The sequence below is a fragment of the Acinetobacter rathckeae genome, assembly GCF_015627125.1.
Classification (GTDB): Bacteria; Pseudomonadota; Gammaproteobacteria; order Pseudomonadales; family Moraxellaceae; genus Acinetobacter; species Acinetobacter rathckeae.
Map to the genome: position 1 here is coordinate 1 of NZ_VTDO01000009.1, position 20,373 is coordinate 20,373.

General features: G+C 40.1%; 20 protein-coding genes and 1 pseudogene. 6 read left to right on the forward strand and 15 right to left on the reverse strand.

The annotated features are described in order from the left end of the window. From I2F31_RS11565 to I2F31_RS11585, 5 genes are all read right to left on the reverse strand, one after another. Nucleotides 1-187, reverse strand: a 187-nt coding sequence (locus tag I2F31_RS11565; RefSeq protein ID WP_228285082.1) for a GTP-binding protein, incomplete at its 3' end; no start/stop codon positions are given. A gap of 94 nt (nt 188-281) precedes the next feature. Beyond that, nucleotides 282-2,414, reverse strand: a complete 2,133-nt coding sequence (fusA, locus tag I2F31_RS11570; RefSeq protein WP_195769868.1) for an elongation factor G — start codon at nt 2,412-2,414, stop codon at nt 282-284. 124 nt (nt 2,415-2,538) lie between these two features. Continuing rightward, nucleotides 2,539-3,009: a 30S ribosomal protein S7 gene (gene rpsG, locus I2F31_RS11575; protein ID WP_016657334.1), complete on the reverse strand. Its 471-nt coding sequence runs from the start codon at nt 3,007-3,009 to the stop codon at nt 2,539-2,541. Between the two features lie 156 nt (nt 3,010-3,165). Then, nucleotides 3,166-3,540 carry a 30S ribosomal protein S12 gene (gene rpsL / locus I2F31_RS11580; RefSeq protein ID WP_002050319.1) on the reverse strand — a complete coding sequence of 125 codons (375 nt, stop codon included), beginning with the start codon at nt 3,538-3,540 and terminating at the stop codon, nt 3,166-3,168. A 164-nt stretch (nt 3,541-3,704) separates the two neighbouring features. After that, on the reverse strand, nt 3,705-4,751 hold the full coding sequence (locus tag I2F31_RS11585) for an EcsC family protein (protein WP_195773916.1): 1,047 nt from the start codon (nt 4,749-4,751) through the stop codon (nt 3,705-3,707). 265 nt (nt 4,752-5,016) lie between these two features. Here I2F31_RS11585 and I2F31_RS11590 point away from each other — a divergent pair, with 265 nt between their 5' ends. Both I2F31_RS11590 and hemJ read left to right on the forward strand, forming a co-directional pair. Next, the gene (locus I2F31_RS11590; RefSeq protein ID WP_195769866.1) at nt 5,017-6,246 is read left to right on the forward strand and encodes a beta-ketoacyl-ACP synthase II; all 1,230 of its coding nucleotides are present in this window, start codon (nt 5,017-5,019) and stop codon (nt 6,244-6,246) included. Nucleotides 6,247-6,264: 18 nt separating this feature from the next. Continuing rightward, complete coding sequence (gene hemJ, locus I2F31_RS11595) at nt 6,265-6,717, forward strand: protoporphyrinogen oxidase HemJ (protein ID WP_195769865.1); 453 nt, start codon at nt 6,265-6,267, stop codon at nt 6,715-6,717. A gap of 61 nt (nt 6,718-6,778) precedes the next feature. On the opposite strand, the gene I2F31_RS11600 is transcribed toward hemJ, so the two are convergent. Beyond that, complete coding sequence (locus tag I2F31_RS11600) at nt 6,779-7,255, reverse strand: Lrp/AsnC family transcriptional regulator (RefSeq protein ID WP_195769864.1); 477 nt, start codon at nt 7,253-7,255, stop codon at nt 6,779-6,781. A 164-nt stretch (nt 7,256-7,419) separates the two neighbouring features. On the opposite strand from I2F31_RS11600, the gene I2F31_RS11605 reads away from it, so the two are divergent. Together I2F31_RS11605 and I2F31_RS11610 are read left to right on the forward strand one after the other, a co-directional pair. Then, a complete protein-coding gene (locus I2F31_RS11605; RefSeq protein WP_195769871.1) occupies nt 7,420-8,589 on the forward strand; it encodes a benzoate/H(+) symporter BenE family transporter in 1,170 nt (389 codons plus the stop codon). Between the two features lie 25 nt (nt 8,590-8,614). Further along, nucleotides 8,615-9,499, forward strand: a complete 885-nt coding sequence (locus tag I2F31_RS11610) for a DMT family transporter (protein WP_195769863.1) — start codon at nt 8,615-8,617, stop codon at nt 9,497-9,499. A gap of 53 nt (nt 9,500-9,552) precedes the next feature. Here the strand turns inward: I2F31_RS11610 and I2F31_RS11615 are convergent, their stop codons facing one another. Beyond that, complete coding sequence (locus I2F31_RS11615; protein WP_195769862.1) at nt 9,553-10,209, reverse strand: HAD-IA family hydrolase; 657 nt, start codon at nt 10,207-10,209, stop codon at nt 9,553-9,555. 171 nt (nt 10,210-10,380) lie between these two features. After that, a pseudogene (locus tag I2F31_RS13365) lies at nt 10,381-10,559 on the reverse strand (phosphoglycerate mutase family protein); the annotation flags it as partial. 94 nt (nt 10,560-10,653) lie between these two features. Between I2F31_RS13365 and I2F31_RS11625 the strand changes: the two are divergent. Then, nucleotides 10,654-11,421 carry a hydroxymethylpyrimidine/phosphomethylpyrimidine kinase gene (locus I2F31_RS11625; protein ID WP_195773917.1) on the forward strand — a complete coding sequence of 256 codons (768 nt, stop codon included), beginning with the start codon at nt 10,654-10,656 and terminating at the stop codon, nt 11,419-11,421. 51 nt (nt 11,422-11,472) lie between these two features. Here the strand turns inward: I2F31_RS11625 and I2F31_RS11630 are convergent, their stop codons facing one another. Beyond that, entirely contained in the window at nt 11,473-13,659 is a 2,187-nt protein-coding gene (locus I2F31_RS11630) for a carboxy terminal-processing peptidase (RefSeq protein WP_195769860.1), read from the reverse strand. Between the two features lie 198 nt (nt 13,660-13,857). Here I2F31_RS11630 and nagZ point away from each other — a divergent pair, with 198 nt between their 5' ends. Further along, nucleotides 13,858-14,865, forward strand: coding sequence for a beta-N-acetylhexosaminidase (gene nagZ / locus I2F31_RS11635; protein WP_195769859.1), 1,008 nt, complete (start codon nt 13,858-13,860; stop codon nt 14,863-14,865). 47 nt (nt 14,866-14,912) lie between these two features. Here the strand turns inward: nagZ and I2F31_RS11640 are convergent, their stop codons facing one another. The 6 genes from I2F31_RS11640 to I2F31_RS11665 all read right to left on the reverse strand — a co-directional run bounded on the left by I2F31_RS11640 (nt 14,913) and on the right by I2F31_RS11665 (nt 20,345). After that, nucleotides 14,913-15,434: an iron transporter gene (locus I2F31_RS11640; RefSeq protein ID WP_195769858.1), complete on the reverse strand. Its 522-nt coding sequence runs from the start codon at nt 15,432-15,434 to the stop codon at nt 14,913-14,915. After that, complete coding sequence (locus I2F31_RS11645; protein WP_195769857.1) at nt 15,424-16,236, reverse strand: FTR1 family iron permease; 813 nt, start codon at nt 16,234-16,236, stop codon at nt 15,424-15,426. Before I2F31_RS11645 ends, I2F31_RS11640 begins: the two co-directional genes overlap by 11 nt. Before the next feature lie 10 nt (nt 16,237-16,246). Then, nucleotides 16,247-16,597 (reverse strand): cupredoxin domain-containing protein, encoded by a 351-nt coding sequence (locus tag I2F31_RS11650; RefSeq protein WP_228285161.1) that lies wholly within the window; start codon nt 16,595-16,597, stop codon nt 16,247-16,249. 309 nt (nt 16,598-16,906) lie between these two features. Further along, on the reverse strand, nt 16,907-17,989 hold the full coding sequence (sfnG, locus tag I2F31_RS11655; protein WP_195773918.1) for a dimethylsulfone monooxygenase SfnG: 1,083 nt from the start codon (nt 17,987-17,989) through the stop codon (nt 16,907-16,909). 31 nt (nt 17,990-18,020) lie between these two features. After that, complete coding sequence (gene msuE / locus I2F31_RS11660) at nt 18,021-18,743, reverse strand: FMN reductase (protein WP_195773919.1); 723 nt, start codon at nt 18,741-18,743, stop codon at nt 18,021-18,023. 144 nt (nt 18,744-18,887) lie between these two features. After that, nucleotides 18,888-20,345, reverse strand: a complete 1,458-nt coding sequence (locus tag I2F31_RS11665; protein ID WP_195773920.1) for an MFS transporter — start codon at nt 20,343-20,345, stop codon at nt 18,888-18,890. Between the last annotated feature and the right edge of the window lie 28 nt (nt 20,346-20,373).

The window sequence follows — 20,373 nt, forward strand, 5'->3', positions numbered from 1 at the left end:
TTGTAATACCACGTGCTTTTTCTTCTGGTGCAGAGTCGATTGCTGCGTAGTCTTTAGCTTCACCACCGTACACTTTTGCACAGATTGTTGCAATTGCAGCAGTTAGCGTTGTTTTACCATGGTCAACGTGACCAATTGTTCCCACGTTTACGTGTGGCTTATTACGTTCAAACTTAGCCTTAGCCATGATGATCTTCCTTTATTCATGCTCATGAGGGGTAACTCATGAGCAATAGGTTTTTAACTTAATAATTTGTATCGACAATATAATAATCTAAAGATTACTCGTCGTCACCTTTTTTACCAGTTTGGAACTTAGTAATGATGCCTTCAGCCACGTTACGTGGAGTTTCAGCATATTTTGCAAATTCCATAGAGTAAGTTGCACGACCTTGAGACATAGAACGCATGTGTGTTGCGTAACCAAACATCTCTGCCAATGGAACTTCTGCACGGATAGACTTAGTACCACCAGGTAAATCGTCCATACCTTGAACCATACCACGACGACGGTTTAAGTCACCCATGATATCGCCCATGTAGTCTTCAGGTGTTTCCACTTCTACTTTCATCACAGGCTCAAGAAGCACAGGATCAGCTTTCATGAAACCGTCACGGAATGCGTAAGAACCTGCCATTTTGAACGACAATTCATCAGAATCGACATCATGGTAAGAACCGTCAAACAATGTTGCTTTAATGCCGACAACTGGGTAACCAGCAAGGACACCATTCTTCATACGCTCTTGAATACCTTTATCAACAGCACCGAAGAATTCTTTAGGTACAACACCACCAACAACTTCTTCAACGAATTCGTATTCTTTTTCGCCTTCAGGGTCCATTGGCTCTAAACGTACGTATACGTGACCAAATTTACCCTTACCACCTGTTTGACGAACAAATTTACCTTCTTGTTCAACAGTTTTACGAATTGTTTCACGGTAAGCAACCATTGGTTTACCAATATTTGCTTCAACACCGAATTCACGCTTCATACGGTCAACAATAATGTCTAAGTGAAGCTCACCCATACCAGCAATAATTGTTTGACCTGACTCTTCATCTGTACGAACACGGAATGAAGGATCTTCTTTTGCAAGACGACCTAAAGCGATAGACATTTTCTCTTGGTCTGCTTTTGTTTTTGGCTCTACTGCCAAAGCAATTACAGGATCAGGGAATTCCATACGCTCAAGTGTAATGATGTTTTTCTCATCACATAGTGTATCACCCGTTGTAACGTCTTTAAGACCTACACACGCAGCAATGTCACCAGCACGAATTTCGTCTAAATCTTGACGGTCAGCAGCATGCATCTGAACAATACGACCAACACGCTCACGCTTAGATTTAACTGGGTTAAATACTGGGTCGCCTTGCTTCAATACACCTGAGTAAACACGAATAAACGTCAAGTTACCTACGAACTTGTCATTCATGATTTTAAATGCAAGTGCAGAGAACGGTGCTTCATCAGATGCTTCACGCGTTGCTTCAGTTTCAGCTTTATCGTCCAAAATACCACGAATCGCTTGAACTTCAGTCGGTGATGGTAAGTATTCAATGACAGCATCCAACATACGTTGAACACCTTTGTTTTTGAATGCTGAACCACAAAGCATGACTTGAATTTCAGAAGCCAATGTACGTGCACGTAGACCTTGCATGATCTCTTCTTTCGTAAGATCACCTTCTTCAAGGTATTTGTCCATTAGCTCTTCTGAAGCTTCAGCTGCAGCTTCCACCATGTTTACACGCCATTCTTGTGCTGTTTCAACAAGATCAGCAGGAATGTCGCCTAGATCAAACTTCATACCTTGAGATGCTTCATCCCAGATAATCGCTTTCATTTCTAGTAAGTCAACAACACCTGTGAAAGTATCTTCTGCACCAATTGGTACAACGATTGGTACAGGGTTCGCACCAAGACGTGTTTTCATTTGTTCAACAACACGGAAGAAGTTTGCACCTGTACGGTCCATCTTATTCACGAATGCTAAACGAGGTACTTTATATTTGTTTGCTTGACGCCATACTGTTTCAGATTGAGGCTGTACACCACCAACTGCACAGTACACCATGCATGCACCATCAAGTACACGCATAGAACGTTCAACTTCAATCGTGAAGTCTACGTGTCCTGGAGTATCAATTACGTTGATACGGTGTTGCTTGAATTGATTAGCCATACCAGACCAGAAACAAGTCGTTGCAGCTGACGTGATGGTAATACCACGTTCTTGCTCTTGTTCCATCCAGTCCATTGTCGCTGCACCATCATGTACTTCACCAATTTTGTGAGATACACCTGTGTAGTACAAGATACGTTCTGTAGTTGTCGTTTTACCTGCATCAATATGTGCAGAAATACCGATGTTACGGTATTGAGAAATAGGGGTTTGACGAGCCATGGTGTCTTACATTCCTAATGTTATTTATAAAACAGGACGCATTAAGTCTAATGACTTAATGCGTTCAAATGCAAAAAATACAAGTATCTTTTACACTATTTTTATGACAGCCTGTTTTATCCGCTTAGAAACGGTAATGAGAGAAGGCTTTGTTCGCTTCAGCCATACGATGTACGTCTTCACGTTTTTTGATCGCAGAGCCTTTGCCTTCAGCTGCATCAAGCAACTCACCAGCAAGACGTAAAGCCATCGTTTTTTCAGAACGCTTAGCAGCAGCATCTACTAACCAACGCATTGCCAAGGCAGTACGACGGGATGGGCGCACTTCCATAGGTACTTGGTATGTAGCACCACCAACACGGCGTGCTTTTACTTCAACCATTGGGCGAACTTTTTCAAGTGTTGTTTCGAAAAATTCGACTGGGTCTACTTTGTTTTTTTCTTGAACACGATCTAAAGCACCGTAAACAATGCTTTCTGCAATTGATTTTTTACCATCTTGCATTACGTGGTTCATGAATTTAGCGATTGTTTGGCTACCGAACTTAGGATCCGGAAGGATTTCACGGGCAGCGACTACGCGACGTCTTGGCATGTTAATACACCTAATTTATGACACTTCAGGATAATCCAGCAGTGTGTACAAAGTGTCATGTACTCTACGCTGGCCTTACTATACGTCGCTTGGTTTTCAATTAAATAAAATCAAACCAGCGAAACGCTAAAGGATTTTTTTGGTTTTAAGGCCTAATTACTTCTTAGGACGCTTAGTACCATATTTAGAACGGCTTTGGTTACGATCTTTAACGCCAGCACAGTCTAATGAACCACGAACGGTATGGTAACGTACACCTGGTAAATCTTTAACACGACCACCACGGATAAGAACAACACTGTGCTCTTGTAGGTTATGGCCTTCACCACCGATGTAGCTTGATACTTCAAAACCTGAAGTTAAACGTACACGGCAAACTTTACGCATTGCTGAGTTAGGTTTTTTAGGTGTTGTTGTGTAAACACGTGTACATACACCACGGCGTTGTGGACAAGCCTTCAACGCAGGAACTTTGGATTTCTCAACCAAAGTTGTACGACCCTTACGGATCAATTGATTCGTTGTTGCCATATGGCAATTCTCCCGTTGATTAAAAACCCAAAAAAGAAAACTTAACACTTTTGAGGGCACATAATTGTATTCAAAAATACAGCGATCGTCAATATCAGCGTATCGCTAAGCAATTTAAACCATCACTAAGAAATATAAATCTTGACGCTGTGATTTTATATGGTTTAGTGGGCAATTTTTGAAACAAAATGATCGTTTTGTTTTGCCGCATGATATGCCTGTAAGGCTGTTAAATTTTCAGCGTAGTGCTGTTGCTGATAATTTCTCACCACAGCAAAAACATGTTGTGATTGAGCACTGACATGATCTATAAACTTCCAATTATAAACAGCGCTCACACCAACCAGTGCCAAAGGTGTGACTTTACTAAGCCAACCCAATGCAGGCAATTGCACTAACCATGACCAGTGTGATTCATCTTGCTGACTTTTTATAAAATCTGTTAGCCATGTAAAATCATTATTTGAGCCTAAAAACTGTTGTAACCCTTCAAAGTCATTATGTTCAAGCACTCTAGACAACGAACGTATAGCCAACAAAATGGCTTGTTTTTGTGCAATTTGATCAAACTCAATGTGTTCAAAAATCAGTGCCAAAAGATCTTGTTCTTCATCTTTGAGTTCAAAACCATACGCATGGCCTGTTTGATAGACAGTTTTAAGTGCAAATAACAGTGTTAAAGGTAAGTCAGCAACTGCACCCATCGTACCAAATAAGGCAGCAAACCCACCTTGTGCACAAGAAAACCATTTATTTTGCTCACCCAAAGCTTGAGCAATTCTGCCAGAGCGTGAAGGGTCAGAAGCTAACGCTTGTAGGCTCTTTATACCAGTTTCTTCGAGTATGGCTTGTACTTTGCTCAGATGAATGGCATATGTGTTGAGCTGCGTAAATAGGTAATCAGCAATTTGATCCAACCCTATGGGTGATAAAAAGCCGACCGCTTTAGTGACTTGACCAAAACGACGACCTAAGAGTTGTTGTGATACGTTAGGCACATAGTGACGCATCATATTTTGCATATTGGCATAGGTTTTATCTGTTGCATGCCCTTCTATCGCAGGCTGATCACCTAATGAGTAATAAGGTTGTAATTTGTTTTTTTGCTCCCAACGCTTGTACTGTACTAAACCATAGCCTTTGAGCTTTTTAGCCACTCTCAAGACTTGACTCGCTTTGCTTACAGCAGGTTCATCGACTTGATACTGCATCAAATTTACCCCATGATTTTTCTTAAATAATTCATAAATATTAGAATCACTGTACATTTATCTCAACTTGAATCTCTATCTTTTACATAAATACTACTCCATCAATCAGTTACCGTATTTTTATTCAAATAGACGTATGATTTGCCATAAGATTTAAAAAAGCTTTCTGTTATGATGACTACATACAAAATATCTGTGAGTATCGCTCAGTTTGAGCACTGATGCGATCACTCACTCTCATGATGAAAAACATAAGGATCGCTTCATGAAACGTGTCGTAATTACTGGTATGGGTATTAACTCATGTATTGGCAATACATTGGAACAAGTGACTGAATCTTTAAAAAATGGTGTTTCAGGCACACAACTCAACCAAGTGCATGTAGACCTTAACTTCAAAAGCCATGTCAGTGCACCAGCAAAAGAAGAGTTTGACCATATTGACCGTAAAACAAAACGTTTTATGGGTGTGTGTGCAATGTATGCATATAACTCAGCATTAGACGCACTCAAACAAGCAGGTCTTGAAGTTGCAGATTTAGGCAATAACCCACGTTATGGTATTGCAGGCGGTTCAGGTGGTGGTTCAACAGCTTCTGTGGTTGAAATGAATGAAATCTTGGAAACCAAAGGTGCGCGCAAAGTCGGCCCATTCTTTGTACCACGTAACATGACCAATACCATTACTGCAAACCTAGGTACTGCATTTAAACTACAAGGTGTTGCTCACTCTGTTGCCAGTGCTTGCGCAACATCTGCCGATGCAATTGGTTACGCTTACAACCTCATTCAGCTTGGCAAACAAGATTTAATGCTTGCAGGTGGTGGTGAAGAAGATCATTGGTCACAAAGTTTATTATTTGATGCCATGGGTGCCTTAAGTGATAAGTATAACGATACACCTGAATCTGCATCTCGCCCGTACTCTAAAGACCGTGCAGGTTTTGTGATTGCTGGTGGTGGTGGTTTCCTTGTGCTTGAGTCTTTAGAACATGCTCAAGCACGTGGTGCAAACATTATTGCTGAAATTGTAGGCTACGGTGCAAACAGTGATGGTGCGGATATGGTTGCCCCAAGTGGTGAAGGTGCAACACGTTGTGTACTGCTTGCATTAGACGAAGCGAAGCAGCATGGCATAGAAAAAATTGATTACGTTAATTCACATGGCACATCAACACCTGCTGGTGACATCACTGAATTAAAGGCGATGGCACGTGCTTTTGGTGAAGGTCAAGTTCCGCCAGTAAGTTCAACAAAATCAATGACTGGGCATAGCTTAGGTGCAGCTGGTGTACAAGAGGCAATCTACTCTATTTTAATGATGCAAAATGACTTTATTGCACCAAATATTAATGTGACTGAGCTTGATGAAGGTACAGCAGGTTTTGATATTGTACTTGAAAAACGTGATGCAACATTGAATACTGTGATGAGCAACAGTTTTGGTTTTGGTGGCGTTAACGCTTGTCTTGTTTTCAAAAAATGGGCAGGCTAATTTAAGATAGGATTGCACATGCATGCTCCCTCAGATGCTTTTTTATGGGTAAAAGCGTTACATATTATTGCTGTGGTATGTTGGTTTGCCGCACTTTTTTATTTACCTCGTCTGTATGTCTACCATGCAATGAGTAATGACCAAGTCAGCTATGATCGCTTTCAGGTGATGGAACGTAAACTTTACCGTGGCATTATGTGGCCAGCAATGATTGCCACATTGGTTACAGCCCATTTTTTAGTCGATTGGGGGGATGCAACACAACATTATCATCAAGCCCTTTGGTTCTATTTAAAAGTAAGCTTGGTGGGTTTGTTGGTGATTTACCACTTTGTGTGTGGTTATTATCGTAAAAAGCTCATACAAGATGCACACTATAAAACACATAAGTTTTGGCGTATGTTTAATGAGCTTCCTACCATCATTTTGTTTGCAGTCATTATCTTAGTTGTTGTTAAACCTCAGTTCTAACTGAGGTTTTTCATACATATTTTAATAGATTGTGTGTAAAAATTACACTAACTGGTTAAAATTAAAATACCAATACGCCATCTGTTTTCACCTCATTCAGTACAAAAAACGTTCTCACTTGCCTAACACCAGGCAAAGAAATAATTTGCTCACGATGAAACTGATTAAAAGCAGCCAAATCTTTCACTCTAACTTTTAAAAAATAGTCGACCTCCCCCGCCACCAAATAGCACTCCAAGACCGCATCTAACTGATGAGACATTTGCTCAAAAGCAGCAAAGCTTTCTGGTGTTGAACGATCAAGGACAATACCAACCAATACAATGGTTTCTTTTTCCACCATACTTGGGTTAATGATGGCTTGAACTTTTTTGATTGCACCCGTGTTAAATAAACGTTGGGTATGTTTCCAACATGCTGTGGTGCTCATTCCAACCAACTTAGCCAACTCGGCATTACTCAAACGACCATTGTCTTGTAATTTCCGCATAATTTTAAGGTCTGTTGCGGTTAACTTTTTATCAACCTGATCACTCAAAATAATCCTCCCTTTTCAACACATAAATAACCATATTTTTATTTTATAAAAGCATTTAAAGAAATAAACAATCATAAAATCACTTAAAATAAGCAACATATTTTTAATATATCTTGCTAAATTATCTGCTCTGTCAAAATTATTACAAAATAGGCTTATCTGTGATTAAACAATTTTTAGATGACTTTTCAGTATCTGCCGCATTTGCAGGATTTATTACATTTTTAGTAGGTATTAGTGTCTCTGCTGTACTCATTATTCAAGGAGCTCAAGCATTAGGCGCATCTCAAGAGCAAATTTCTTCTTGGTTTTTAGTACTCGGAATTGCAATGGGTCTAACAGGATTTATTTTATCTTGGCGATTTAAATATCCTGTAGCAACAGCATGGTCTACCCCCGGTATTGCTTTGATTATTGCTGTTGGACATCACTACAGTTTAAATGAAGCCACCGCAGCCTTTATTGTCTGTGGTGTACTCACAGCATGTATTGGCTTTTCAGGTTGGTTTCAAAAATGTGTGCAACAGATTCCAATGAGTTTAAGCTGTGCCATGCTTGCAGGTATTTTGCTTAAATTTGGGCTTGGTTTATTTTCTCAGTTACAGCAACATGTTGTCTTCGTTGCTATATTGTTGTTGGCTTATTTCATAAGTAAAAAGTATCTGCCACGTTACTGTATAGTGATTACTGTGGTGCTAGCGATTGCTCTTTGCCCAGTCCTTTTATCTTTTCATTTTCCAACCATACAGAGCAGTTTGCCTTCACCGGTTTGGGTACAACCGTATTTTTCTTGGCAAAGTATTTTTGGCTTAGCCTTGCCTTTATTTGTGGTGAATTTATCTTCTCAGTTTTTGCCTGGCATTGGCATGATTAAAAGCTATGGTTATACCCCACATACCAACCAACTGGTGGGGTGGCTGGGTGTGACTCAAACCATTCTTGCACCTTTTGGGGCTTTTTCTGTCTGTTTAGCTGCCATTAGTGCTGCAATTAATTTAGATGAACAAGCGCATATCGACCCTAAAAAACGCTATATTGCAGGGCTTTTTTCAGGTCTATTTTATTTGCTCATGGCTGTTATAGCTGTTTCCCTGACCAATATTTTATTGGCCTTTCCGAGTGTATTTATTACAACACTGGCAGGGATTGCTTTACTCAGTACCATCACACACAATATTGCCATGGCTTTTGAGCAACCTCAAGAACGTGAAGCCGCTTGTGTGACGTTTTTATTTAGTGCATCAGGCATTGATTTTTTAGGCGTTGGAGCAGCCTTTTGGGGATTAGTTCTAGGACTTGCTGTGCATATATTTTACCGTTTTAAACGCTCATAAATTCGCTCGATGCTGATGTCATACTATGTCTATTCAATCTAAAAAATGGCCTGAACTTGCTTTAGTTTTTATTACTTTACTGTGGGGCTGCACCTTTATTGTGGTGCAAATGGCTTTGACCATGGGTAGCCCAATGTTTTTTGTGGGCTGTCGTTTTGCTGCCGCAGGGCTTGTTCTGCTGTTATTGTATTTTAAAGTGTTAAAGCACACGACATGGCAAGATGCCATTGCAGGCATAGGCATTGGTCTGACCATTGCAATCGGTTATGGCAGTCAAACCATTGGATTAAAAAGTATTTTAAGCAGTGAGTCTGCATTTATTACTGCGTTGTATGTACCTCTTGTCCCTATTTTGCAATGGGTCATCTTTAAAAAAATGCCTAAACTAACGACGTGGATAGGCGTGTTATGTGCTTTTGTTGGCTTAGTATTACTCACAGGTAATCACAGCCTCAATTTATCGCTGAGTCATGGTCAGATTTTTACTTTGCTGAGTGCTTGTGCTGTAGCAACCGAGATTGTTTTAATTGGTTGGGTATCTAAATACGTTAACACCCAACGTGTAACGATTATTCAGTTATTGAGTGCCTCTTTTTTCGCATTTTGTAGTATGCCAATATTTGAAGAATCATTTACGACAACGCCACCATGGCAGTTTTGGGCAATTATTGTGGCGATTGGTATAGCAACTGCACTGATTCAATTCGTGATGAATTGGGCACAGCAATATGTTGAGCCTGCACGAGCAACCATTATTTATGCAGGTGAGCCTGTATGGGCAGGCTTAATTGGCCGCATAGCCGGTGAGCGCCTTTCAAGCTATGCTATTTTTGGTGCAATATTGGTCTTTATTGGTGTATTAATTAGCGACTTGAAGTTAAAAAGATCAGATAAAACATCAACGACGTGAGCTTAACTACCTCACGTCATATTTAAAAGTTGAATACGCTATAAAATTTTAAGTCAGTCTAAAAGATCTATCAGCTGACTAAATTCGGCAATATATAGATCTGGTTGTGCCTGTTTTAACTCATCTGCACTGCCATAACCATAGGTGACTGCAACTGATCGTATCTGATGTGCTTGTGCACCCCAAATATCGTATTTACGATCACCCACCATCAGACATTGCTGGGCATCTAATTGCTGTTGTTGCAAAATATAAGCAATCAGCTCTGCTTTGTCTGTACGCTCACCTGTTAGCTCACTACCATAAATATAGGTAAAGTATTGGGCTAAACCAAAGTGCTCTAAAATACGTTTGGCATACACATGCGGTTTAGATGTCGCCAAATATACACTGTAGCCTTGTGTTTGAAGCCATGCCAATGTTTTTGCCACACCCTCGTACACAGTGTTTTCAAACAATCCAATGCTCGAAAAACGTTCTCTATAATCCGCTACAGCCTGATCTGCCACGGCATCATCTTCGGTATTTAATAAAATCTTAAAACTTTGCTTTAATGGTGGCCCAATCGTCCAGTCTATATCTAATTTAGGGTCTAGCGGTTGCTGTTGTTTTTGCATGGCATGGTAAATACATGCATGTATACCCTGTTTGGGGTCAGTTAACGTACCGTCTAAATCTAATAAAATGTGTTTAACTGCTTGGAATTGCATAACGCCTCGTTTATTTTTAATGTCGACTGTGTTTGATTCAAAATATATCACAGTATAAAAATTTCAGTATTTTGTATCAGTTGCTTGAGCATTTTCTCTTTAAATTGTTGCATTAATGCTTTGCTGATTGGTTATGGATTGTCATGTAAAATTTGAAACAACTGCAAAATGAGCTGTTTGTAAGGTACGAATGTACTTTGAAATCATCAACTGTTGAATACGGGGCAAGTGATCAGGTAAAGCTTGTGCTTGTTGCCCCCCTACTCACTTAAAACAATGTCTGCATCTGTTTTCGTACGTTTATTAATATTTGCTTCACTTTGTGCATGACGAATCAAAAAAATAGCCATATGCTTTGAGTTTAATCACTTTGATGATCTTAGATTTTATCACTTTATTCGGGGTATACTCCCCCTTAACAGATCGAAAATAAGGGATTAAACCGTGCGTGCAACCGTGTTATGTTTTTCTGGCTTAGACCCTTCTGGTGGTGCAGGTTTACAAGCAGATATTGAAGCGATTGGCCAAAGTGGTGCTCATGCTGCTGTTGCCTGTACAGCCATTACGGTACAAAACTCCCAGCAAGTCTTTGGCTTTGAAGCAACCTCTCAAGACTTACTTTTGGCACAGGCCAATGCAATGGTCAAAGACTTACCGATTCGCTGTGTTAAATCGGGTATGTTAGGTACAACCGACAACATTGTGGCATTAAGTGAGTTTTTGCAACAGCACCCAGATTATGCATACGTGCTTGACCCTGTCCTTGTTGCCAACAGTGGCGGTGCATTGGGCGATCAAGCCACTTTGGTAACGGCATTTCGTGCACTCATTCCTCTAGCAACCATCATGACACCCAATACCGTTGAGCTACGTGCACTCACAGGGCTTGATGACCTGAACCAAGCTACTGCAAAACTCTTCGATATGGGTGCAAAAGCGGTACTGGTTAAAGGTGGCCATGAGCCAACCCAAGACTATATTCAAAACACTTTATATGTTGCAAGAAAGGTGGTGTCAGAAACCCAATGTCCTCGCCTAGAAGGTGAGTATCATGGCTCGGGTTGTTCATTAGCAAGCTTTATTGCAGGTCGTTTAGCACAAGGAGACAGCATTGAAAATGCCGTACACTTGGCTGAAACTTGGCTATTTGGTGTGCTTAAAGAAGCTGAATCACCCGTCATCGGTGGACAAAAAATACCGAAACGCTTTTAAATAAAAAACCCCTCACAATATGAGGGGTTTTTTATTGCTAAAAATCAGCCATTACTTTTTAGATGATACATTGGCGTAGTCGAGCAACACATTCGCTGCTTCGTCTACAAATGCTTTATCTTCAGGCAGTAACGGACGTTTACTGGCTTTCATTTTTGCTCTAGATTCTGCTTGTGCATCAAGTGATGCTTGGTAACTTTCCCAATTGGCATACGGCTTTAAGTTAGTAAGCTCACGGCGTTTATTTTCCGCATCAAGTGTTTGTTGCTCCATACGGTCAATATCGGCACGGCGTTCAGTTAAACTCAATACTATTTTCTTTTGATCATCTTCTTTTTTCAAAAGTTTAGTGCGTGTTTCCAAGAAGTTAAACTGTGGGTCTTTTGCTACACGCTGTGCAGACAGATTCTCTAACTGTGGTAGATAGTCTTTAAAGTCGCCTTCACGCTTAAACGGTGCAGTTGGAATGGTATCCCATTTTAACGCATTTTTTGCTTTACGCTCACCAAACTCATCGTTGTAAATATCGACCAATTTAATATCAGGCACAACCCCTTTATTTTGCGTACTGCCCCCTGTAATACGGTAAAACTTACGCTGTGTTAGCGTGGCCTGACCATATGCTAAACTGTCGAGCTGTACTTGCGCTGTTCCTTTACCTAAAGTGGTACTGCCAATAATAATCCCACGACCATAATCTTGAATGGCTGCTGAATAAATCTCACTGGCAGAGGCAGAAGCAAGGTTAATCAATACCGCAAGTGGCCCTGAATACAACTGCTCACCGCTGTCGTTGTCTTGGAAAATATTAACGGTGCCATTGCCATCACGAATTTGTACCACAGGACCAGATTTAATCACTTGCCCAATCATACGTGCCACTTCTTCAAGTGAACCACCAGGGTTATTACGCAAGTCAACAATAATGCCATCGACATGCTGTGCTTGTAAGCTTTGTAATGCTTTTGCAGTATCTTGTGCCACTGAGCGGTAGTCCGCACCATCACGGCGTGCACGGTAATTGAGGTAAAAAGATGGAATTTCTAGCACACCGAATTTATGTGTTTGTCCATCACGTACCACATCTATAGTACGGGTACGTACACCCTCATCTTCTTCTTTAATCACACCACGAACCAGCGTTACATTACGCGCTTGGTTCATAGACATACCTGCCCCAAGTAAACGAACCGTCACTTTCGTACCACGTTTACCACGAATCAAGCCAACGATTTCTTGGCTTGTCCAGCCAATCACGTCTTCCATTTTTTTGCCATCTTGTGCCACACCAATAATGCGGTCACCCGCATGCACTTGTCCTGACTTACTTGCAGGGCCACCTTCTACGATGGTTTCAATACGGGTGTAATCTTCATTACGGCGTTCAGGGCGAATAGACACCCCAATGCCCTCTAACTCTAATGTGGTTTGACGGTTTAACTCCATTGCATCTATTGGTGGGAAATAGTTGCTATGTGGGTCATAGGTCAATGTCATAGAGTTGAGTATTTTCTCTAATACATCGTCACTTTTTAAACGGCTAATACGTTCAAGTTTACGCTTATAACGCTTGGTCAGTGTTTGTGCAGGTGTTAAGTTTTCTGATTCTGTTAAATCTTGGCCATTGGCTAAACTTGGGTCTGCTTTTAAGGCTGCTTGTTTTGCAAGGTCTTCTTGTTTGGTAATGGTCAGGTTAATTAACTGTGATACCAAAACTTTATGCCAATAATCCTTTTGCTCTGCTGTGGTGGCAAAATAAGGGGCTTTTTCACGGTCTGTGTCTAAGTACACGCCTTTTTGCTCAAGATCTTGTGGTTTTTTAAGCTCAGTCAACATGTAGCTATAATATGCATTTAAGCGATCTCTATACTGTGCATGTATTTGGTATGCAGCAGATAAATCACCCGCTTTTAAGCCTGCACCTAAAGCATCACCATAAGTTTTTTTATAGTTTTCTACTTCCGAAGCTAAAAACAAAGTATGGTCAGGGTCTAAACTGTCTAAGTACATATCTAAAATACGTTGCGATGTTGTTGCATCTAAACGCATATTTAAATAATGTTGGCGGTCAATGAGTGTTGCTAGCTGACGAGTAACCAGTTTTTGTTCTTGTGTTGGTTCAATGCTACGGCGGTCTATACTTGCATTGGTTGCTGCAATCGCCTCAGACATTGTATGGTTAAAAAACAGTCCACCTGTTACTAAAGCAACAGCACACGCAATCATTTGTAGTTTCATAAACGAATTATATTTCCTTGGGTTTTGCTTGACCATACTAAATCTAGTCGATGAAGCTGTTGTGTATTGCATCGATCAATACAAACTATATCTTCTATATATTTTAGTTTTATCATATTCTGTAGCAACACAATGTAGCAAATCATTGCAAAATATACTTATCTAAAAAATATACTGCGTAAAAATGGAACACATACTATGATTGGTGCGCTCATGCTAGACATTGCAGGACTTGCTTTGTCTACAGAAGATATACAGATTTTAGCAAACCCTCAGGTGGGCGGCATCATCTTATTTTCTCGTAATATTGAATCTCCTCGCCAAGTTAGAGCTCTCACCGACCACATTCGGCAAGTTCGACCAGATATTCTGATTGCAGTAGACCAAGAAGGTGGCCGCGTACAGCGCTTAAAACAAGGCTTTACCAAGTTACCTGCCATGGGTCAGTTTGGACAGTTGTATCAGACTAAACCCGAACAAGCACTTGTTTTAGCTGAACAGTGTGGTTGGCTTATGGCCACTGAGGTTTTAGCAGTAGGTATAGACCTAAGCTTTGCACCTGTATTAGATCTCAACCATATTAGTGACGTGATTGGCGATCGTAGCTTCTCTAGCAACATTGAAGATGTGGTGGTTTTAGCACGTGCCTTTATGCAAGGCATGCAACGAGCAGGCATGGCAACCACAGGCAAACATTTTCCGGGGCATGGTTCAGTCAAAGCCGACTCGCATATTGCGACCGCACTCGACCATCGTAGCTATGATGAAATTGCCAATACCGACATGCAAACCTTTGTTGAGCTGATGCCAACACTGAATGCTCTCATGCCTGCACATGTGATTTACCCACAGGTAGATCGTAACCCAGCAGGTTTTTCTCGTTACTGGATTCAAGAAATTTTACGTAAACAACTTGGTTTTGAAGGCGTGTTATTCTCTGATGACTTAACCATGCAAGCGGCTTGTGTGGCAGGTGGTGCAGATGCTCGTATTTTAGCGGCATTAGATGCAGGCTGTGATATGGGATTGGTCTGTAATAACCGTAGCGATGCTATATTGGCACTTGAAGCCATTCAAGATCGCCCACTCCCAGAGCAAGAGCGTATTGAGCGTATGAAAGGTAAAATTCCGAGCTTAACCATTACAGATGAGCTAGATTTAGGCGATGAATGGCGTGAAGTCAAACAGCGTATATTACAGATATAAATACACTGTTTTTGCACATAGACCCCTAGGCCTATGTGCAAAATAGACTATGACTGTGGGTATTTAAACGTAAACGTTTCTTTAAAGGGTTTAAACCACTGTGGTAATGCTGTGGCTTTATCGACATGACGCTCATAGCCCATTTCATCAGGTGGCGTGTACTTAAACGTCACTTTATATGTGCCCGGCCCAGCCATTTTTACACTGTGGGCATAATGAGCACCATCTGCGGCCGACATTGGCACCAATTGCCCAAATTCTAAGAAGTTGCTGTCACCTACTTTTTGAACCACATAATCAATGCTTAAATAAGGAATCCATGCATCGGGTGGGAAGCCCCATTTGTTGTCTGCTGTAGCATGAACATCTGTTTCTAAATGAATCACATCATCCCCCATATCCATAGATACAGGCATAGGACTGGTTTCAATCCCAAGTAAATAAGATGATGCGATTTCCATCCCATCTTTTTGTACTGGCCCACCAACAGGATACTCTTTTGCAAAGGCAGTGCCTGCAAGCATGAAGCTACCCAAAGATACAGCAATCAATAACGGTTTAATTTGCATGTGCAACCCTCTTAAATATTTTTGTGAGTAAAATAATCACGAACAATGTGACTCCCCAAGACAATAACTGGATTCCCATTGGGGTAGATGTGTATCCAAAAATGGCGCGCATGACATTACCTAGCCAGCCATTATCAGAAAGAATATTTGATGTGTCCCAAATGTTGTAACCCAATGCTGGCAGTAGGTCGATTGATGCCAGAAGCCCTGTTGCCTGTGACACTAAACCTGCAGCGATCAGTGACAATAAAATATTGCTATATAAAAAGATTTTTCGAATGGAAATAAGCACTAAGCCTTTATAAGTAATCCAAGAGACAATCACACCCAGTACAATACCGAGCAAACCACCAATAATAATGCTTTGTATGCCTGTACCTGTAGAAACCATAATACTGTATAAAAACATCACCACTTCTGAGCCTTCACGCATGACAGCAACCATGACAATAATGGCGATCGAAAAGTGATTACTTTTATTTTTAATAATATCTATGGCTTGATTAGAGCTTTTTTCTGCCAGTTCTTTACCATGAGTCGACATCCATGTAATTTGCCAAACAAGCATTATGGCTGTGAGTGACAATAAACTTGCATTAAAAACCTCTAGACCACGCCCTGAAAGTAAATTTTCAATACTGTTAGTAAATACAGCCAAAAGGCAGGCAAAAAGCACCCCTAGGGTAATCCCTGTCAGCACTTGCCATTTAATATTGATGCCTTTACAAGCAGATAAAATGACTGAAATGACCAGACCTGCTTCAAACGCTTCTCGAAATACAATTAATAGTGTTGCAAACATATTCGCTCCCTCATGGTGTCGCTTGAAGACTACCTTTTACGCCTGTAGCGCTATAGTCATCAAAAAATGTATATGTTCCGACGTTTAAAGGGCCTGCAAATACCGTAATGGTTGAGTGTGGTGTGGCAATTTTTTCAAATTTCATGTCATAACTTTCAAGCTCTGCGACTTTTTGTGTGTTATTGGTCATTTGAATTAGAATTTTTTGCCCCTGATGAATCACAATTTTATTGGGCACAAACCCCTGTTCTGTAAGGGTGAGTTTGATGGTTTCTCGATCTGCCGCACCTGCTTGTGTTGCACAAATAAGTAGCCCACTCATTACAGCCATGATACCAAGTGCTTGCTTCGTTTTTATCATACGTAAGTAGCCCTAAATAATTCTTATTATCAAAAACTATAGCAAACCGATCATAGGCTCACCTTAAAGAAAAATTTATTGGTTTAATTTATTTCAAGTATTTTATATTTTCACTCACATATGATTTATTTTTATAATTTAAAATCAATATCTTAAATAAAAACCCACTTCATATTTTTCACAAAAAAACAACAAAGAAGATCTTTTCTATACAAAGCAATTTCATTTTGGCATAAAAAATAGATCACATTTGTGTGATCTATTGCAATGTTTTCAAATCGATATGACACATCTATTTATACTTAGCCATCACTCATTTTGCTCTAATTCACGTATTAGCGGTAAAACATGCTGACCAAAATATTCAACATCCTCTATAAAGTGTAAAAAACCAGACAAAATTAGATCAACACCCACTTGTTTTAACTCAATAATACGCTGTGCAATTTGATGTGGTGTTCCAATCAAGTTAGTTTTAAAACCATCGTTATACTGTACAAAATCTTCAAAAGTAGATTTGACCCAATTGCCTTCTTTTTCTTTCGTTGAAGCACCTGCTTCTTTACTGGCATCTGCAAATGCATCTACAGCTTCAGTATTGGCATTATGAATAATGTCTTTTAAAACCGCCTGTGCTTCTGCTTCGGTATCACGAGCAATAATAAATGCATTGACACCAATTTTGACCTGATGACCATTTAGCTTGGCTTTGTGATGAATATCATCAATTTGTTTTTTGATCTCATCTACTGTATTGCCATTGGTAAAATACCAATCCGATACACGTGATGCCATATCTCTAGCGGCTTTCGAGCTTCCGCCCTGAAACACTTCAATGGTAGAAGGTTCAGCAGGCTTCGGTTTAAGCGTGTAATCACTAAATTGGTAATATTGACCTTGAAAGGAAAATTGATCCGTGGCCCAAATCCCCTTAATGCTACGAATAAACTCTTCTGAACGTACATAGCGTTGGTCATGCTCAGGCCACTCTTCGCCTATGGCATCGAACTCCCCCTTAAACCAACCACTGACAACATTTATGGCGATTCTGCCCTGTGTTAGATGACTAATCGTGGCCAATTGTTTGGCTGCCAAAGCGGGTTTCCAAGGCCCTGGAAGTACTGCAGCAATCACTTTTAACTGTGTAGTTTTCGCCAATAATGCGTGACTAAAACTCACTGACTCATGTTGGTTTTCAGCACCATAACCTGCAGTAAACCGAATTTGAGTGAGCGCATAGTCAAAACCATTTTTTTCGGCTGTTTGTGCTAAACGAATATTGTAGTCATAACTCCAATCTGTACGTTGTTCAATATTACTAATTACAAGCCCGCCACTTACATTGGGTACCCAGTAGGCAAATTTTAATGCCGTAGAAGATGCTGTTGTCATGTATTTACCCCCTCATATTATTCATCGTCACTTAAGCAACAAATGGTTTTTTATGATGTATACGAGATTCGGCAACACTCAAATCGGGCACACTAATTGAGGGCAAAACTTCCTCTTGCTCAATATGTTTATTAATTCCTAAATTTTTATTCGCTTGTTTAGAGGTCTGTGCCAATGCACTGGCACGTTTTCCTTTGGCTGGTGCCCACTCTAAAATAGGTAAAGCACGTGCTACCGCTAAAGTAATACGTTGTTTTAATTGTTCACTTTGCAATGTGTACTGTGGCGTAAAATCTTTATCTGTTGCGTAAACACCTATTGGCAAAGTTTGAGCCTGAAAGAAGCTAAACAGTGGACGCAATTGATGCTCAAGCACCAATGCATGACGTTCACTACCACCAGATGCCGCCAATAATACAGGGACATCAACTAAAGCAGTTTGCTCAACGAAATCAAATAAATGTTTAAATAGCCCCGTAAATGATGCACGGTATACTGGCGTACCCACAATGAGTGCATCTGCAGACTCTATTTTTTCTAAGTCGAGTTGAACTTGTTCAGGAAGCTGATGACGATAAATCGCACCACCTAATAACGGCCCTATTTCACTTAACTTTACAAAATGAACCTGTATTTCTATTGCACTCGACAATTCATCTAAAATATTTTGTACAAGACTTTCTGTTTTTGAAGGCGTATTTAATCCACCAGAGACAGCAACAACATTCAATACAGTACGGTTATTATTTGACATTTAGAATCCTTTTTTAAATAAAATCTACTGTCTATTAATCACCGTATTGTATTTTTTGTAAAATATAAAATACGCGATTATTTATATATTTTTAAACTAATGAATTATTCATATAATTTATTTAATAACACATATAAATACGTATTAACTTAAATCTTTAATAAGCACCTTATTTATATCAACATTAGATTTTAAACCTAAATCCACATCATATTTTGTAGGTTCAAATCGAATAATAAAACCAATCACAACAATAGGTATAAATGCAAAAATTGCGATAATATTAAATACATCTGTTTGGTATTTGGTCATCCATACAGGCAATACAAACAGTGCTATCGCTTGTGCAACCCCTGTCACTGCTCGATTAAAGCCCACACCAATCCCACGAATTTCAGCAGGATATGCCATGGTTGGATAAACCATCATTTGTGCACCTGGCCCAAAACCCTCAGCAAACAACCATAAACCCAATAGTCCGATGGCCAAATACAACAAGATAGGATTACTCGGATGCCCTACCCAAGCCAGTGCGACTAAAGCAACCGCTTGTAATACAAAGCCCAAAACCAGAATGTGTCTCGATGCAAACCGACTGGCCAAATAAATACCGAGTAAACCACCCGTAAAAGCAAACAATAAATTCAGTGCAAGCGTTGTGGTAATGGTTGTTAACGTTGTGGTATGAAAAAAACGCGTTAAAATTGATGGCAGAAAAAACGCAATGGTCGTATATTGAAAAGCCACTGAAATATGAATGGTGATTGCAACGATTGTTCTTGCCAAATACTCTTGTTTAAACAGGATATTAAACCCTATTTTAGGTGTTTTATGCGGTATTTTTTGAGGAGTGGATACAGCCTGTGGTGACAATACAGCATTGATATCATAAGATGTTTTTAAAACAGCTGTTGCTTCTTTTAACCGCCCTTGATTCGCGAGCCAAATTGGTGACTCGGTTAAATATTTGCCACGAATAAAAATAATCAGCAGTGCGGGTACTGCCCCAAAAATTAAAGAGGCACGCCATAACCAATGGCTATACGCTGTGGGTAAAACAAAATACAGCACCAATACTAAAGCAAAACATAACGAAGAAGCCGCATACCACATTGGGCACCATGCCGCCAAACGTGCCGCTTTATTACTTTTACCACTAAACTTTGAAAACTCGGACAAATAAGACATTGCTACGGGTAAATCAACACCAACACTTATGCCCATGACAAAGCGAGCCGCAATGAGTACCCAAACATTTGGGGCAAAGCCTGCAACAAGTGCTGCAATCACAAATAAAACCATATCGGCCATAAACACACGGTATCGGCCAATTTTATCTGTTAAAAACCCACCCACTAAATTACCCACAATCGTACCGCATACAATAGACGATGCCACAACGCCAGTCATCATAGGGGTAAGCGAAAACTCTGAAATGACTTGCTCAATCCCAAAGGATAACGTGGTTAGATCATAAGCATCTATAAACACACCAATCAATGCCAACCAAATGACTTTATTCGACTTACCCTTACCCGCATCCTTTGAAATGAGTTGTGATATATCATCAGCATGCTTTATTTCATATATTTGATTCGACATTATAATTTACCTTTTTATTTAGTCACCT